The sequence below is a fragment of the Thiocystis violacea genome (assembly GCF_016583565.1).
Taxonomy (GTDB): domain Bacteria; phylum Pseudomonadota; class Gammaproteobacteria; order Chromatiales; family Chromatiaceae; genus Thiorhodococcus; species Thiorhodococcus violaceus_A.
The window spans coordinates 34,565-50,973 of the sequence record NZ_NRRF01000017.1; the positions used below are offsets into that span (position 1 = coordinate 34,565).

Here is a 16,409-nt window from a genome sequence, read left to right on the forward strand (position 1 = left end):
TTCTCGTTCGTATCCGCTCACCCGCATTCGCGACGTCCTCACTATAAGGTTTGCCAAAACAAGCGGATGAGATTTGCATCCCAGGTTTTGCCGATGCACTGCAAAGACCGTGCACCTCTGGTCTTTGCACCGAACGTGGCTGAGGCGCTTGGGTGGCGGCTGCGCGCCGCTTGCCGATGGCGGCGCGCCGCCCTCTGCGCGCCGCAACTCTGATCGAGACCGGTGGCCCCGCTGTGTAGAATTGCGCCTTTGACATCCGCCGGACCTTTCGATGCACGAGACCACCTCCTCCGCCAAGCCCTGGGCTGGCCGCTTCAACGCGCCGACCGACGCCTTCGTCGAGGCCTTCACCGCCTCGGTCGATTTCGACCAACGCCTCTACCGCTATGACATCCAGGGCTCGATCGCGCATGCCACCATGCTCGCCCGCCAGGGCATCCTGACCGAGGCCGAGCGCGCTGCCATCGTGCAAGGGCTCGAGGCCGTGAGGGCGCGCATCGAGGCGGGCGAATTCGCCTGGTCGATCCCGTTGGAAGATGTGCACATGAACCTGGAATCCGCGCTGACGGCGGATATCGGTGAGGCGGGCAAGAAGCTGCACACCGGGCGTTCGCGCAACGATCAGGTCGCCACGGACGTGCGCCTCTGGCTGCGCGATGAGATCGACGGCATCCGTGGCGAGATCCGGCGGCTGCAGCAGGCGTTGCTCGACCTGGCCGAGCGCGAGGCCGAGACCATCCTGCCCGGCTTCACCCATCTGCAGGTCGCCCAGCCAATCACCTTCGGGCACCACATGCTGGCCTGGCTGGAGATGCTCGAGCGCGACCGCGCGCGCCTGGCCGATTGCCGCCGACGCATGAACGTGATGCCGCTCGGCGCGGCGGCGCTGGCCGGGACCACCTATCCGATCGACCGCCACTACACCGCCGAACTTCTGGGCTTCGACCGTCCGGCCGAGAACTCGCTGGACGCCGTCTCGGACCGTGACTTCGCGATCGAATTCACCGCCGACGCGGCCATCCTCATGATGCACCTGTCGCGGTTCTCCGAAGAGCTGATCCTTTGGTCGTCGGCCCAATTCGGCTTCGTCGAGCTCTCGGACAGCTTCTGCACCGGCTCCTCCATCATGCCGCAGAAGAAGAATCCGGACGTGCCCGAGCTGGTGCGCGGCAAGAGCGGGCGCATCTTCGGCCATTTGATGGGGCTGCTGACGCTCATGAAGTCCCAGCCGTTGGCGTACAACAAGGACAACCAGGAAGACAAGGAGCCGCTCTTCGACACCGTCGACAACCTCAAGGGCTCGCTCAAGGTCTATGCGGACATGATGGGGAATGTCACCTGCAACCACGCGCGCATGCGTGCCGCCGCCAAGCAAGGCTTCAGCACCGCCACCGATCTGGCGGATTACCTGGTGCGCAAGGGCATCCCCTTCCGCGACGCCCATGAGGTCGTCGGCAAAGCCGTCGCCCTTGGGGTGCGTGAGGGACGTGATCTGTCGGAGCTGACGCTCGCGGAGCTGCGGTCGTTCTCCGCGGCGATCGGCGAGGACGTCTTCGCCGTGCTGACGTTGGAGGGCTCGGTCGCGGCCCGCGATCACATCGGCGGGACGGCACCGGCGCAGGTGCGTGCCGCCATCGAGCGCGCGCGCGAGCGCCTGAGCGCGGAGGCGCATGACGATGTCCGATAGCCTCGCCCAGCTCAACGCGCGGCTGCTGCGTTTCGCGCGCGAGCGCGACTGGGAGCAGTTCCATTCCCCCAAGAACCTCGCCATGGCCCTGGCCGGCGAGGCCGGCGAGCTGCTGGAGCACTTCCAGTGGCTGAGCGAGGCCCAAAGCGCCGCCCTCGATGATGCTAAGAAGCGCGAGGTCGCCCACGAGCTGGCGGACATCCTCAGCTACCTGCTTCGGCTCTCCGAGCGGCTCGACATCGACCTCATCGCCGCGGCCGAGGAGAAGATCGCCATCAACGAGCAGCGCTATCCGGCCGAGAAGGTGCGCGGCGACGCGCGCCGGGCGAGTGAGTATCCGGACTGAGTCCGCGCGGCCGTCCTGGTGTCTCCCGGAAAGGATCTCAGGCATCGACCATCTGAACGACGACCAGCCGCCCGCCATCGCCCTTGGCGAGCAGGATCTGCTGGCCGTCCTTGAGTTCGAGCTGGCCGCCGATGGGGATCGCCGTCCTGGTCGAGACGTCCATCAGATCGGGCAGGTTCTCGTTGACCAGCCACCAGGCGTTCTGGTGGAAGACGAAATAGCCGATCCGCTTCTTCTGCGCCTCGCCGAGCTTTTCGTTGGGGGCGATGAGGTTGTTGGCGTGCCAGAGGAAGAGCGACTGCCCGGTCCAGACCATGAGGCGGTGGTTGTCCGGTCTGTACTGCCCCTCTTTGCGGGATGAGTAGAGGTTGAGGACCGGGAGCTTGCCCCGGAAGGGGGTTCCGCAGAAGGGGCAGACGGGCTTGGTCGAGTTGTCGAAGACGTACCACTTCTGCGCGCACTTGGGATTGAGGCAGGGCTGGATGAGGTCGACCGTCTTGACCAGCGCGGTCTCCCAGTCATTGGCCGAAGGCCGCAGGGACGGATCATGCAGCCCGGCGACGAACGCCTGCAGGAAAAGCTGGGAGAGATAGGGGCCCGTGATGGCGAACGGGAGCTTGCCGGTGTCCGCCCAGGGGAGTTCGGTCGGTTTGACGTTGGCGACCCGGATCCGGTTGCTGGTGTCCGTCGGGTGCTCGACGAAGAGCGCCTTCTCGCCCATGGACAACAGCTCGTCACGCTGCTCGTCATCCAGGTCATGCACCTTGGCGCCACGCAGCGGGTGTCGGTAGAGCAGATACATGTAGATGAGGACGCTGAGCGCATGGAGGTCGGTCTCGCGTCTGGGCAGGCGACGATTGGGGTCGTCCTTCGCCAGGTGGCTGGTGCTGACGACCTCCGGGGCGATGAAGTCGGGCGTCCCCACGACGTCCGGCGGGTACTTGCCGGGGACCACCAGGCCGTCGACGTCGATGACGCAGGCGAGCCCCTGCGAGGGGTCCACCAGCACGTTCTTGTACGAGAGGTCGGAATGCGCCAGGCCGGCCATGTGCATGCGGCGCACGGCGCGGGCGAGGAGCAGACAGACCTTGAGGTGATTGAGCCAGGTGCCCAGCTCGCGCGGATCGACGAAGCGGTTGCGCAGATTGGCGGCGGCGAACCACTTGCCCTCCTTCTCCTTGCCCTTGATGCCGAGCATGTCGCCGTTCTTCGAGCCGTGCTCGAAGAAGAAGTGACGCGGATAGGTCGGCGCCACCAGCCCGAGCCGGCCTTCGTGCTCCAGCACCGCCGTCGGCCAGCAGAAGAGGTTCTGCCAGTAGTCCCCACCGACCTGATCGAAGATGCTCTCGCGGTACTTGCCGGCGATCATCTGCAGGCGCTCCTTGGCCTGGAAGTCCTGCGCGGTCTTGTAGAAGGCCACGACGTAGGAACGGTCGGGCGAGAAGTGCACCTCCTTCATCGCGCCCGAGCCGATGACCTCATCGACGAACTCGACCACCTGGCCATCCAGGGTCCTGCAAGTGACGACTCGCGTCATCGGCGACTCCTGCGCATCAATCCGGCGTCCGGGACATGGGAAGGGAAGGCCATCTCAGCATCGGCCCTTCACCATAACAGTGCGATGGTGCGGTCGTCATGGTGTCCCGGCGAGAAGAAATCCAGCCAATCCGCCAGTCGCTGCGCCGGATCCGGCGTTTCGAGCCGCGGTGCGATCTCGTCCCAGAGGCTGTCCCACTTGGTCGGATCGTTCAGCCCGTTGTCGGTCTCGAAGCGCGGATCGGAGACGCCGTCCGTCATCAGCAGGACTGCGCTGAGATCCAGGTAGCGGCCAATCCCGATGCGTTTGGCGAAGCCCTGATCGGAGAGCGCGGCGCGGTCCAGAAAGCGCGTCTGACCGGCGAACTCGCCGCCGTCCGGTGTCCCCATGAGGCGCACCTTGCCGCGCGGCCCATAGGCGGCGATGGCGCCGTCACCCATCCAGAAGGTCGCGAGAAAGGTCGCCCCCGCCTGCCGCTTGACCGCCGCGGCCAGCAGGGTGGTCGCATAGTCCCGCGCCGCCGCGCCCTGGGCTTGGGCCTCCTGCTCGATCGCCTGGACCGCGAGCTGGCCCGCCTTGTGGAAGAGGTAGTGGAACTCCCCGCCCATGGCCTGGCCGGTGTTGGCGGGATCGGCGTCCCAGCCATTGAGGGCCGCCGTCATCCGCTCGCCGAAATCGCCCGTCAGGCTCGCGAGCAGATGTTCGCCAGCCGCCGCGACGGCGATCCTGGAACCTTGGCGCGAGAAGCGCGCGCTGCCGGCGCCGTCCGCGACCAGCATCAGGCTCCAGCCGGTCTCAGGGTCGTGACGGACGTAGAAGTCGTCGTCGCGGAAACTGCCGGCATGCTCGTGAGAGCGCCCGCGCCGGCTGGCGGCGGCGATCTTGAGACCCTCGCCTGAGAGCAGCGTCGCATCCACATGCGACTTGGGGTAGGGCGCGTCATCCGGCGGCTCGATGACCTTCCAGAGGCTCTTGGGGTCCGGGTTGACGATGAGCAGGCAGTCGCCCGAATAGACGCTGGCGCCGTCCAGCGTCCAGCGCAGCGGGATCCGGTGATCCCCATCCACGGCCGGGGTGCCCCGCAGCTCGCCGCTCTCGGCATCGAAGGTCAGCCCGAGCGCGTTCGGGATGCGCATCTCCAGCACCCGGACGGGTCTCCCCTGGGCGTCGTGGCCCTGGATCTTCTGGTCGTAGGCGACGCCCGCCTTGGCGTTCGCAAGCGCGAAGGATGCCGTCACCTCGGGCGGCGTGCGGTCAGCCGCCGCGGGAGGGATCTGTCCTGGCCGCAAGGCGGCCGGATGCTCGGCTGGATCGGTCTTGGGCATCGCTGACGCCTCGCTGTTGGTGAAAGGCGGCGGGGCCGCCTCGGCTCGGGGCGATTCCGGGGTCTTCGGTTGGGCACCCGCCTCGTCCGAGAAGTCCGGCATCACGGCCTTCTCGACGATCGGGCCGGCGCCCGGCTTGCGCGCCATGACCCTGATCGGCTTGCCGTATCGCCGCGTCTGCCATAAGGCGACGAGCTCTTCGACATAGTCGAAGGTGGCCTCCAACACCTCATCGGATGTCAGGAATGCCTCCAGCCGCTCGGGGGACACCTGGGGACGCTCGAAGAAGCACTGATCGCCGGGCTCGAACAGACGCCGCACCAAAGCCTCCAGGTACGGCGCGAGCTTGGCGCGCTCTTCCGGTGTCGGCCTGCGGCGCAACCTGGCCATCCCGATCAGCCTCGACCGCGTCCGACGTCGAACCCGCCCTCGTCCGGCGAGGGACCCGGGGCGAAGGCCACCCGTTCTTCGCACCATGGGCAGATCACCTCTCCTGGACCATTGACACACATGAGCTTTCCGCAGCGGCACATCGCGAAGGCCGTGGCGGCTCCGCAGTGCGGGCAGCCGGGCGAGCCGAGCAGCTCCGAGGTGCTGACCTTGGCCTCCAGCGCGACACCGTCGGACCAATCGAAATAGGACTCGTCGAGCGGGTAGCAGCCGCTGAGTCGGAAGAGCGGCACCTGCAGGCTGAATTCCTGGGTGCCGAGGTCCTGCAGCTCGTGCTCGTACTTCATGATGTAGGGCTTACGCGTCTTTTGGCAGCGGCCCGTGAGGGTGACGCAGGATGCGTCCACCTGATTCGAGGGCGGCTCCTTGACGATTCGCATGACACGTTCGTCCAGGGTTGGCAGCGCGGGCGCCTCTCCCGTTTCCCCGAGACTGCGGCTCTGGGCAACCACCGAGGCGCTGATCCAGTTGACGAAGGTCTGGAAGTCCCGTGGCTGCGACTCCTCGAAGAGGATCACCTGCTCGGTCAGGCGTTTGAGTACGCTGAAATCCGTCTCCCGGCCGAGACCCACGGCGATGAGGGTCGCGCGCTTCGCGTACTGGGCGTTCCAGCGCTCGATGGCGGGGCCGGGATCATCGGTCGGTCGGCCGTCGGTGAAGAGATAGACGATGGGCTTCCAGTCGCCCTTGCGGTCCGGCGTCGAGCGGATCACGGCGCTGTCGATGGTCGCCATGAGCGTGTCCAGGGCCGCCCCGAGCCGCGTCCCGCCACCGAGCGGCAGGCGCGGGGGGTAGAAGGAGACCACCTCGACGAGCGGGACGATGGTCTGGGCCAGCCCGGCGAAGGCAATGACGGAGACGTAGACGGTCTCGAGCGCATGGGGGTCGGTGCGCAGGGCGCGAATCACGGCCTGGAGTCCATCCTCCATCTTCTGAAGGTTCTCGCCGACCATCGACTCGGAGCAGTCGAGGACGAAGAACACGGGTAGCCTGCGCATGCGCTCACTCCTTTTCTGGTGGCGGGACTCGGGCGAATGGCGGCGATGCCGTCGGCCGATCCTCGGTGTCGGATCCGCGTGATCAGAGGACGAGCTGGACCTCCGGGGGCGGCGGCGGCAGGGAGACCGAGCCGGCCACGCCAGCGCTGCTCGATCCGACGGCGACGCTCGCCGAGACCCATTTGAAGAAGCCCGAGAAGGCCGCCGAATCCATGGTGTCCAGGGTGACGACGCGGTCGGTGAGTTCGCGCAGCATCTCCTGCTTGGCCTTGGGGCCGGCGGCACAGGCGACGATGGCGCCGAAGCCGCGCTTGCCGATCTCCGGGATGGCCTGACGATAGGCGTGCAGGTCCGAGGGGCTGCCGTCCGTCATGACGAAGAGCAGCGGGCGCCAGTCGCCCTTGGCGTCCGGCGTGCTCTTGCGCAGGTCCCGGTCGACGCACTGGATGAGCAGTTCCAGGGCGGCGCCGAGGAAGGTCGCGCCCGCCTCGGGCACCTGGATCTCAGCGAGCTTCACCGCGTCCAGGGGCGTCAGCGGAAGGTATTCGCGCGCCTGGATGTCGAAGGTGATGATGCAGAGGTGGACGCTCTCAAGCGCATAGGGATCCTGGCGCAGGGCACTGAGCATCGCCTGCATGCCGACGTTGACCGAGTGGATGGGCTCGCCACGCATGGAGCCGGACGTGTCGAGCAGGATGTAAACGGGAAGTCTGCGGGCGCTCATGCTGCTCCTCGTCGTTGGGGAGTGGTCGACCGTCGCCTCCAGGTAGCCGAGGAGGGACGCACTAGCCTCAAGCGTAGCGCTTGAGCCATTCCACGAAGGAGTCCGATGGCGAGGGCGCGCCGATGGCCTTGAGCGCCCAGCCGCCGGCCTCGCGCTCGAGTTCGGCGAAGAGCAGCGAGCGGCAATCCTCGTACTGCGCCCCGCCGGACAGGTCGAAACGGGCCATTTCGCGCCCCTTGGCATCTTCCGCGCGGATGAAGGCATTGCGGACCTGGCCGAAGCTCTGTCCGTTCTGCGCGCCCTGGTAGATCTGCACCACGAAGACGACCTTGGCATAGGCCTCCGGCAGGTCGTTGAGCTTGACGATGATCTGTTCGTCGTCGCCGTTGCCCGAGCCGGTGCGGTTGTCGCCCGTCAGCCAGATGCAGCCGGAGCGATGGCGCTGGTTGTTGAAGAAGATGACGTCGCTGTTCACCAGCGTCGCCTGGCCTTTCTCGTCCCGCCCCAGGTCCCGCACCTTGCCGTTGGCGCCGCAGAGGAAGGCGACGACGTCGAGGTCGTAGTCCGCCTCCTTCTTGCCCATGAGCCCGCCGAGCAGGCCCTTCTTGGCGTCGTTGATGTCCCAGCCGAGGCCGATGGTCACCATGGAGAGATCGTGCTCGCTCTTCTTGAGGCTGACGCCCTGTCCCTTCTTCAGTGAGATACCCATGCGTCTGCCCTCAGAGAACCACGTTGACTTCGGGCGGTGGCGGCGGCAGGTCGCTCAGACCCGTCACCTCCTTCTGCCCCTGATCGACCTTCTGACTCCCGGTGGAGACGGAGGCCGAGACCCACTTGAAGAAGGCCTTGATGGTGCTGGCGTCCGCCGTGTCGAGGGCGACGACGACCTCGGTGATCTGCTTCAGCACGGCCGTGTCGACGCCTTGGCCGGCGGCGCAGGCGACGATGATGCCGGTGCGCGCCTGCTTGAGCCTGTCGAGCCCCTGGCGCCAGTCATCCGTCGGCGCGCCGTCGGTCATGATGAAGACGAGCGGCTTCCAGTCGCCCTTGGCGTCGGCGGTGGTCCGCGCGACCTCGGCGTCGATGCGCTCGGCGAGCAGTCCCAGCGCCTCTCCCAGGGCCGTGACGCCGGTGGCGTTGAGCGACGGCGCCTGAAAGCTGGCAAGCTCGGTCAGCGGCACGACCTGCCGCGCGGTGCTATCGAAGGTGATGACGGACAGGAACGCGGTCTCGAGCGCATAGGGATCCTGGCGCAGGGTCGAGACGAGGATCTGAACGCCGTTCTTCACCGCCTCGATGGGCTCGCCGGTCATGGAGCCGGAGGTATCGAGCAGCAGATAGACGGGCAACCTTCTCATGGGTGTCTCCCTTCTCTCGGAGTGTGTTGGCTCTCGGAGTGTCTTGTCTCTCGGAGTGTCTTGGCCGGCGTCTCAGGCGACGACGACGCCGAACTGGTGGCAGAGCGCTTCAAGCCCGCCGGCGAAGCCTTGGCCGACGGCCTTGAACTTCCATTCGTCGCGGTGCCGATACACCTCGCCGAAGATCATGGCAGTCTCCGTGCTGTAGTCCTCCGTCAGGTCGAAGCGGGCGATCTCGTGATCGTCGTCGAGATTGGCGATGCGCATGAAGGCGCCCGATACCTGCCCGAAATTCTGCCTGCGAATCTCCGCATCGTGAATGGTGACGCACACGACGATGCGCTTGATGGACTCCGGGACCTTCTCAAGGTCGATCTTCAGCGCCTCGTCGTCACCCTCGCCCGCGCCGGTGAGATTGTCCCCGGTGTGCTCGACGGAGCCGCACAAGGACGTGAGCTGATTGTAGAAGATGAAATCCTCGTCGCGGCGCACCTTGGCGTTCTCTCCGAGCAGAAAGGCGCTGGCGTCCAGATCGAAATCACTGCCCTCGGTCGCCCTGGCCTCCCAGCCGAGCCCGACGAGGATGCGCGTGAGGCTCGGCGCGGTCTTGGAGAGGGAGAGATTGCCCCCTTTGATGAGGTTCACAGCCATGTTCAGTCTCCTGATGGATGCCTGCCGGTGGCCGGCAGTCACGCGTGCCCCAGGTGCGCAGTTCCGCCGCGGCCTTCAGACGCCCGGCATCAACCGCCCAGCATCAGCTCCCGATGGTGACACGACCCGAAAAATGGTCACATGCTCGCCGATCCCGACGCTCGCAACTGTGACGGGATCGTCAATCGCCGCCAACCAGCGCTGCCAGTCTGGTGCCGCTCCAGCCCAAAACAGGTGGCCGATATCAGGCTTTCGAGTACCCTAGCGGGATGGAGCATCAACCCCGCAAACGTTTCGGCCAGAACTTCCTGCGCGACCCCGCGGTCATCGAGCGCATCCACTCGGCGATCGCCCCGCAACCCGGCCAACGCCTGGTCGAGATCGGTCCTGGGCAGGGCGCGATCACCGAAGGCCTGCTGCGCGCATTGGGGACGCTGGATGTCATCGAGCTCGATCGCGACCTCGTCGGTCCGCTGCAAGCGCGTCTCGGCGCGCTCGGCGATCTGCGCATCCACAACGCCGACGCCTTGCGCTTCGATTTCAAGGCGCTTGCGAGCGATGGGGGCGGACTCAGGCTGGTCGGCAACCTGCCTTACAATATCTCCACCCCGCTGCTGTTTCACTTCATCGATCAGGCCGACTGTCTCCTCGACCTGCACCTGATGCTGCAGCGAGAGGTGGTCGACCGCATCGTCGCCGACCCTGGAGACAAGATCTATGGCCGACTCTCGGTCATGATCCAAACCTTTTGCGATGCCCAACGTCTGTTTCGGATCGGCCCCGGCGCCTTCACGCCAGCCCCCAAGGTCGAATCCGCCTTCATGCGGCTGAGGCCCCTGCGACCGCTTCCCCATGAGATCCTGAGCCCTGGCATGCACGCCCGCATCGTTGCGGCGGCATTCGGGCAGCGCCGCAAGACGCTGCGCAACAGTCTGTCCGGGCTCATCGACTTGCCGTTGTTCGAGGAGGCCGGCATCGATCCTTCGCTGCGCGCGGAAACTCTCGATGTCTCCGCCTTCGCCCGCCTGGCGAATCTGGCGTGCAGAAACACGGTCGCGATCTGAATCGGCGGCCTTGACCCCGAGTCGCATGCCGCGCCCATCGCCAGGGGGACGCGACCCGCGGACTCGACCCGGCGGCGATTGGTTCCATCGCCGCACTCATTCAACATTGACTCTGAGGTTGTTAGAGCGAGGCTTAGCATGACGGATGAGGATCGAGTGGAGAACGAAAGCGAGAATGCGGGCGAAGAGAACGCGCGCGAGGAGGGCGAACTGATCCAGCTCGCCCGGGCGAACGACGTACTGCCCACGGATATCCACATCCTGCCCGTCGCGTCCCGCCCGTTCTTTCCAGGCCAGGCCGTGCCCCTCATGATGGACGCCGAGCACTGGGCGTCAACGATGAAAGCGGTCGCGGAGACCGATCACAAGATCCTGGGTGTCATCCTGGTCGATAGCGAGACCTCCGAAGAGGCGACGACCGAGAACTTCTATCCGATCGGCACCGCCTGTCGCGTGCATCGCATCCACCAGCAGGACGGCCACCTCCAAGTTCTGGTGGAATGTCTGCAGCGTTTCCGCCTCAGCAGCTGGGTCAGCAAGGCGGTGCCTTTCCGCGCGTGCGTCTCCTACCTGCCGGAGCCCGACGCCTCGCCCGACAGCGGCGTCAAGGCCTATGCCATGGCGGTCATCAATACCATCAAGGAGCTGCTGCCGCTCAATCCCCTCTATGTCGAGGAGCTACGCGTCTTCCTGGATCGCTTCGGTCCCGATGATCCCTCGCATCTGGCCGATTTCGCGGCCAGCCTCACGACCTCCTCCAAGGAACAGCTGCAAGAGGTCCTGGAGATTCTGCCGCTGCTGCAGCGCATGGAAAAGGTGCTGGTGCTGCTGAACAATGAGCTGGAGCTCGCCCGCGCCCAGCAGAAGATCCGTCGCACCGTCGAGGAGAAGATGCACAAGCAGCAGCGCGAGTTCTTCTTGCGCGAGCAGCTGAAGGCCATCCAGAAAGAGCTCGGGATCGCCAAGGACGACCGCACCGCCGAGATCGACAAGTTCCGCGCGCGAATCGAGACGCTGACCCTGAGCGAGCAGGCGCTCAAGCGGGTGGAGGAAGAGCTGGAGAAGATGGGGATCCTGGAGACGGGGTCTCCGGAATACTCGGTGACGCGCAACTATCTCGACTGGATCACCCTCTTGCCCTGGGGCAAGCACTCCGAGGACAAGCTCGATCTCAAGCGCGCCCGCCGCGTCCTGGATCGCGACCACTACGGCCTGGAGGACGTCAAGAAGCGCATCCTGGAGTTCCTCGCCGTCGGCATTCACAAGGGCGAGATCGCCGGCTCCATCATCCTGCTCGTCGGCCCTCCCGGTGTCGGCAAGACCTCCATCGGTCACTCGATCGCCGACGCCCTGGGTCGCCGCTTCTACCGCTTCTCGGTGGGCGGCATCCGCGACGAGGCGGAGATCAAGGGCCACCGCCGCACCTATATCGGCGCCATGCCCGGCAAGTTCCTGCAGTCCATGAAGGATGCCGGCACCGCCAATCCGGTCCTCATGCTCGACGAGATCGACAAGATCGGCGCCTCCTACCACGGCGATCCGGCCTCGGCCCTGCTCGAAGTGCTTGACCCGGAGCAGAACGCCGACTTCCTCGATCACTACCTGGATCTGCGCTTCGACCTCTCGAAGGTGCTCTTCGTCTGCACGGCAAACCAGCTCGACAGCATTCCCGGACCGCTGCTCGACCGCATGGAGGTCATCAAGCTGTCGGGATACATCGCCGAAGAGAAGCTGCAGATCGCTAAGAAATACCTGCTGCCCCGCCAGATCGACAGGGCGGGGCTCGGCAAGAAGGCGGTCAAGCTGGACACCAAGACGCTGCGCGCCCTCATCGAAGGCTACGCGCGGGATGCCGGTGTGCGCCGACTGGAGAAGCAGCTCGGCAAGATCGTCCGCAAGATCGCGGTGCGCATGCTGGAGGGCGAAGAGACGCCCATCACCGTGACCGGCGCCGATCTCAAGGACTACCTCGGCAGCCCGGTGTTCCGCGACGAGCGCAAGCTCTCGGGCCCTGGCGTTGTCACGGGCCTCGCCTGGACCGCCATGGGCGGCGCCACGCTCTCGATCGAGGCGGCCCGCACCCACAGCTTTAACCGCGGCTTCAAGCTGACCGGGCAGCTCGGCGACGTCATGAAGGAATCGGCCGAGATCGCCTACGGTTATCTGGTCAGTCACGCGACCGAGTTCGGCGCGGATCCGGCCTTCTTCGAGAAGTCATTCATCCACGTCCATGTTCCGGCCGGGGCGACACCCAAGGATGGCCCGTCCGCGGGTGTCACCATCACCTCGGCGCTGCTTTCGCTTGCCCGCAACGAGCCGGTGCGGCGCATCGCCATGACAGGCGAGATCACGCTGACAGGGGAGGTCTTCCCGGTCGGCGGCATCCGCGAGAAGCTCATCGCCGCGCGGCGCGCCGGTATCAAGGAGATCATCCTGCCGGAGGACAATCGGGGCGATTTCGACGAAGTACCCGAGCATGTCCGCAAGGGTCTGAAGGTGCACTTCGCGTCGCGTTACGAGGATGTGCTGCCGCTGCTCTTTCAGCGCTGAGCGGCCTCCGCGGGAGATTCTGTCACGTGCCGCGCACCGCCAGGCTCGGCGGGCGCGCAAGCCTCAGGCCAATCCCTCGACGCGAGCCCCTTGTCGGCGGTAGCCGACGCCTGCCAGTCCGAGGAGTGCTGAGCCGAACAGCCAGACGGCGGCCGGGATGGGCACGGCCGAGAACTGGATGTCACCGATGGCGCCGGAGCCGGCCAGATGGAGCTCGAAGGAAGTGACGCGAGCATCCGTGAACACCAAATGCTCATACCGATTCCGCCTGCAACCCGAGCCGCAACTGACATCTTCCGAATTACCTAAGGAGACGGTCCTGAGCAAGCCAGTCTCATCGAAGAGCTTGATGATACTGCCGGCGTTCATGTCGAAGACATTCAGGCTTTCGAGAGTCACCTTTTCGCCGAAGACGATGCTTAAGATGCCACCTCCCGCAAAGTCGTTGGGTACGGTCGCTCTCGAGTCCTGAATGATGAGCACATTGCCAGGGCGATAGGACTCGATTGCAGTGGTGCCGATTCTGTCGAATGGCGCCCCCAAATCGGTGTCGTTGCCGGTCGGCGAATTCGTGTTGAACACCCAGGCTTCGCCCTTCCCGCCAGTTGCGGAAATCGAGACGTTGGTCACCGCAGTGGTGATGCTGGTGATGCTCGTTTTCGTCGGGAGCCCCGCGAAATCGATGGTCGCCGCCAAGGCGTTGCCCATCCCGAGCAACAGCAGCCCTGCCAGGCCGCTCTTGAGGAATTGGTTGCGTATCGTTGCCATGGGCTTCTCCAGGAGTTGTCCGCTTCCGCCGGGTCGGTTGACCCTGCCTTGGCGTGACGGTGATGAGCAGGTGGTTTGCCAGTTTAATGCAAAGTTGATGCCGGAGATGGGGTTTTCGGCTCGGGTACGCTCCGTGCGGCTGAAAAATGATTTTTATCAGCGAATTGCAATCTTTCTGCATGCGGGTCGCCGCGCTGGGTCAGCAAGAATCCTTGGCTCCAGCTGGCTTGGGGGCGTCGCACTTTAGAGACAGAGTCACAGCCTGGAGCCGATCACCCGTTCACGCCAGAGCCTCAGTGCTTCTCAGGCGATCAGTGCTTCTCAGGCGAGCGGCGCCTGACCCAGGACTCGGCGGTCAGTGATCTCGGCGGGTGGGCGCGATCGCGTGGCCGATTGCGCCGGAAGGTCGGTAGATCCTGTTCGAGAGTTCAGCGACCCGACCGCAACAGGCTGTCAGGGTCGCCGGATATGCCAGAGTGGCGGCTTCCCCGGTCTGGGGGGATGGCTTGGCTGTCCGCCAGCTCGGCGGAGCGGCAGCGGTCAGCTCTGGGGCTCGCGGATGCGAGACCCCAGTGGTTTCAGATCCTGATCAGCACTTGAGCTCTTCAAGACAGTCCGCGAGCGACACTCTCCAGTCCGGCATGCTCAGGCCGAAGGTCTCTTGGAAACGCCGATTGTTGAGCACCGAGAACATCGGCCGCTTGGCCGGCGCCTGATACTCCGACGAGGGGATCGGGATCAGCTTCGCGGGGCTCCCGCTCGCCTCCAGGATGGCGCGGGCAAAACCATACCAGCTGACTTCACCCGATCCGGTCAGATGATAGAGGCCACCGACCTGGTCGAGATCGAGATCGCCGCGCATGACGCGATAGAGCACCTGCGCGGTGACCTCCGCGAGCATCCGGCTCCAGGTCGGCGAGCCGATCTGGTCGTCGACCACCCGCAGCTCTTCGCGCTCCTGAAAGAGCCGCCGCATGGTCAGCAGGAAGTTGGCGCCGCGCGCGCCATAGACCCAGCTGGTGCGGAAGATGAGCGCCTTGGCGCCGGATTCCAGCAGCGCGCGCTCGCCGCCGAGCTTGGTCTCGCCGTAGACGTTCAAGGGGTCCGGGGTGTCGTTTTCCGTGTAGGCGCGACCGAGCGTGCCGGAGAAGACGAAGTCCGTGGAGTAGTGGATCACCGGCACGCCGGACTGGGCCGCCAGCGCGCCGAGCTCGCCGAGCGCATCGGCGTTGATGCGGCGCGCCGTCTCCAGGTCCTTTTCCGCCTTGTCGACCGCGGTGTAGGCGGCCGCGTTGATGATGGCGTCCGGCTCCGTGTCCTTGACCAGACGGGCGAGCGAATCGGCATTCATGAGGTCGATGACCGGACCGCATTCGCCCTCCAGTGAGGCGGCGACCACGTCGCCCAGGCAGGCAAGCGTGCGGCGCAGCTCCCAGCCCACCTGGCCGTTGGAGCCGATCAGCAAGAGACGTGGCCGGGCGCCGGCCGCCATTCGTTGACTCATGAGTAATCCTCGAGGCCGGGGAGTCGCTCCACCGGGATGTCTTTGAGGCAGCGTGCGCCGCTGTCTTTCTGGGAGAGCTCCGGCGTGCCGTCGAGCGGCCAGTCGATGCCGATGTCGGGGTCGTCCCAGCGCACGCTGAATTCGTTCTCCGGGCTGTAGTAGTCGGTGTTCTTGTAGACGAAGAGGGCGGTCTCGGCCGTGACCAGAAAGCCGTGCGCGAAGCCTGGCGGGACCCAGAGCTGGCGCTTATTCTCGCCGGACAGGGTCACGCCGACCCAGCGTCCGAAGTGGGGCGAGCCGCGTCGGATGTCGACGGCGACGTCGAAGACCTCGCCGGTCAGAACCTGCACCAGCTTACCCTGCGCGCGCGGATGTTGGATGTGCAGCCCACGCAGGACGCCCTTGCGCGAGAAGGATTGATTGTCCTGCACCATGGGCTGGGGAATGCCCAGCTCGGCGTAGCTGCTGGAGCGGAAGCTTTCCAGGAAGTAGCCGCGCTCGTCGCCCCAGACCTTGGGCTCGATGATGAGCACGCCAGGGATCGCGGTCTCGATCACCCTCATAGCGATCCCCGCCGCAGCAGGCCGAGCAGATAGTCGCCATAGCCGCTCTTCCGCAGCTCTGTCGCCATGGCCCGCAGCTGCGCCTCGTCGATCCAGCCATTGAAGAAGGCGACCTCCTCCGGGCAGCAGATCTTCAGGCCCTGGCGTTTCTCGATGGTCTCGATGAACTGGCCGGCCTGCATCAGGGACTCGTGAGTCCCGGTGTCCAGCCAGGCCGTGCCGCGACCGATGCGCTCCAGCACCAGCTCGCCTCGATGGAGATAGCAATTGTTCAGGTCGGTGATCTCCAGCTCGCCGCGCGGGGAGGGCGTGAGCGTCTCGGCGAGCTCACAGGCCTTGCCGTCGTAAAAATAGATGCCGGTCACTGCCCAGTTCGATTTCGGCGCGGTGGGCTTCTCCTCAATGCTGACCACCTTGCCGGCGGCATCGAATTCCGCGACGCCGTAACGCTGCGGATCGGACACGTAATAGCCGAACACGGTCGCGCCGTGCGCGCGCGCACTCGCGGCCTTGAGCTGCGTCACCAGGCCATGACCGTAGAAGATGTTGTCGCCCAGGACGAGACAGGAGGGTGAGTCGCCGACAAAGTCCGCGCCGATGAGGAAGGCCTGCGCCAGCCCGCCCGGATGCGGCTGCTCGGCGTAGCTCAGGGACAGGCCCCATTGAGCGCCGTCCCCCAGCAAGGACTGAAACATCGGCAGATCCTGCGGTGTCGAGATGATCAGGATCTCGCGAATCCCCGCCAGCATGAGCGTGGACAGCGGATAGTAGATCATCGGCTTGTCGTAGACCGGGAGCAGCTGCTTGCTGATCGACCGGGTCAGCGGGTAGAGCCGCGTGCCGGAGCCGCCCGCCAGGATGATGCCTTTTCGATTCATTCCGGT

General features: G+C 65.5%; 15 protein-coding genes. 4 read left to right on the forward strand and 11 right to left on the reverse strand.

The genetic code is table 11. The annotated features are described in order from the left end of the window. Positions 1 to 271: 271 nt before the first annotated feature. On the forward strand, positions 272 to 1,687 hold the full coding sequence (argH, locus tag CKO23_RS09405; RefSeq protein ID WP_200330361.1) for an argininosuccinate lyase: 1,416 nt from the start codon (positions 272 to 274) through the stop codon (positions 1,685 to 1,687). Further along, positions 1,677 to 2,033, forward strand: coding sequence for a nucleotide pyrophosphohydrolase (locus tag CKO23_RS09410; protein ID WP_200330363.1), 357 nt, complete (start codon positions 1,677 to 1,679; stop codon positions 2,031 to 2,033). The genes argH and CKO23_RS09410 overlap by 11 nt, the downstream gene beginning before the upstream one ends. A gap of 37 nt (positions 2,034 to 2,070) precedes the next feature. Here the strand turns inward: CKO23_RS09410 and CKO23_RS09415 are convergent, their stop codons facing one another. The 7 genes from CKO23_RS09415 to CKO23_RS09445 form a co-directional block, all read right to left on the reverse strand. Next, positions 2,071 to 3,570: a helix-hairpin-helix domain-containing protein gene (locus CKO23_RS09415; RefSeq protein ID WP_200330365.1), complete on the reverse strand. Its 1,500-nt coding sequence runs from the start codon at positions 3,568 to 3,570 to the stop codon at positions 2,071 to 2,073. 68 nt (positions 3,571 to 3,638) lie between these two features. Beyond that, positions 3,639 to 5,285 (reverse strand): PP2C family serine/threonine-protein phosphatase, encoded by a 1,647-nt coding sequence (locus CKO23_RS09420; RefSeq protein ID WP_200330367.1) that lies wholly within the window; start codon positions 5,283 to 5,285, stop codon positions 3,639 to 3,641. Between the two features lie 5 nt (positions 5,286 to 5,290). Next, positions 5,291 to 6,343, reverse strand: a complete 1,053-nt coding sequence (locus CKO23_RS09425; protein ID WP_200330369.1) for a TerY-C metal binding domain-containing protein — start codon at positions 6,341 to 6,343, stop codon at positions 5,291 to 5,293. 82 nt (positions 6,344 to 6,425) lie between these two features. Next, complete coding sequence (locus CKO23_RS09430; protein ID WP_200330371.1) at positions 6,426 to 7,067, reverse strand: vWA domain-containing protein; 642 nt, start codon at positions 7,065 to 7,067, stop codon at positions 6,426 to 6,428. A gap of 67 nt (positions 7,068 to 7,134) precedes the next feature. Beyond that, complete coding sequence (locus CKO23_RS09435; protein WP_200330373.1) at positions 7,135 to 7,776, reverse strand: TerD family protein; 642 nt, start codon at positions 7,774 to 7,776, stop codon at positions 7,135 to 7,137. A 10-nt stretch (positions 7,777 to 7,786) separates the two neighbouring features. Continuing rightward, positions 7,787 to 8,425: a vWA domain-containing protein gene (locus tag CKO23_RS09440; RefSeq protein ID WP_200330375.1), complete on the reverse strand. Its 639-nt coding sequence runs from the start codon at positions 8,423 to 8,425 to the stop codon at positions 7,787 to 7,789. Positions 8,426 to 8,497: 72 nt separating this feature from the next. Next, positions 8,498 to 9,076, reverse strand: coding sequence for a TerD family protein (locus CKO23_RS09445; RefSeq protein WP_200330377.1), 579 nt, complete (start codon positions 9,074 to 9,076; stop codon positions 8,498 to 8,500). Positions 9,077 to 9,345: 269 nt separating this feature from the next. On the opposite strand from CKO23_RS09445, the gene rsmA reads away from it, so the two are divergent. After that, the gene (rsmA, locus tag CKO23_RS09450; RefSeq protein WP_200330379.1) at positions 9,346 to 10,140 is read left to right on the forward strand and encodes a 16S rRNA (adenine(1518)-N(6)/adenine(1519)-N(6))-dimethyltransferase RsmA; all 795 of its coding nucleotides are present in this window, start codon (positions 9,346 to 9,348) and stop codon (positions 10,138 to 10,140) included. A gap of 138 nt (positions 10,141 to 10,278) precedes the next feature. Beyond that, complete coding sequence (gene lon, locus CKO23_RS09455; RefSeq protein WP_200330381.1) at positions 10,279 to 12,690, forward strand: endopeptidase La; 2,412 nt, start codon at positions 10,279 to 10,281, stop codon at positions 12,688 to 12,690. Positions 12,691 to 12,753: 63 nt separating this feature from the next. On the opposite strand, the gene CKO23_RS09460 is transcribed toward lon, so the two are convergent. The 4 genes from CKO23_RS09460 to rfbA form a co-directional block, all read right to left on the reverse strand. Beyond that, on the reverse strand, positions 12,754 to 13,386 hold the full coding sequence (locus tag CKO23_RS09460) for a VPLPA-CTERM sorting domain-containing protein (protein ID WP_207168490.1): 633 nt from the start codon (positions 13,384 to 13,386) through the stop codon (positions 12,754 to 12,756). A 661-nt stretch (positions 13,387 to 14,047) separates the two neighbouring features. Continuing rightward, positions 14,048 to 14,962 carry a dTDP-4-dehydrorhamnose reductase gene (gene rfbD, locus CKO23_RS09465; protein ID WP_200330385.1) on the reverse strand — a complete coding sequence of 305 codons (915 nt, stop codon included), beginning with the start codon at positions 14,960 to 14,962 and terminating at the stop codon, positions 14,048 to 14,050. Beyond that, positions 14,959 to 15,525, reverse strand: coding sequence for a dTDP-4-dehydrorhamnose 3,5-epimerase (rfbC, locus tag CKO23_RS09470; RefSeq protein WP_200330387.1), 567 nt, complete (start codon positions 15,523 to 15,525; stop codon positions 14,959 to 14,961). The genes rfbD and rfbC overlap by 4 nt, the downstream gene beginning before the upstream one ends. Next, complete coding sequence (gene rfbA, locus CKO23_RS09475; protein WP_200330389.1) at positions 15,522 to 16,403, reverse strand: glucose-1-phosphate thymidylyltransferase RfbA; 882 nt, start codon at positions 16,401 to 16,403, stop codon at positions 15,522 to 15,524. Before rfbA ends, rfbC begins: the two co-directional genes overlap by 4 nt. Positions 16,404 to 16,409: the final 6 nt, after the last annotated feature.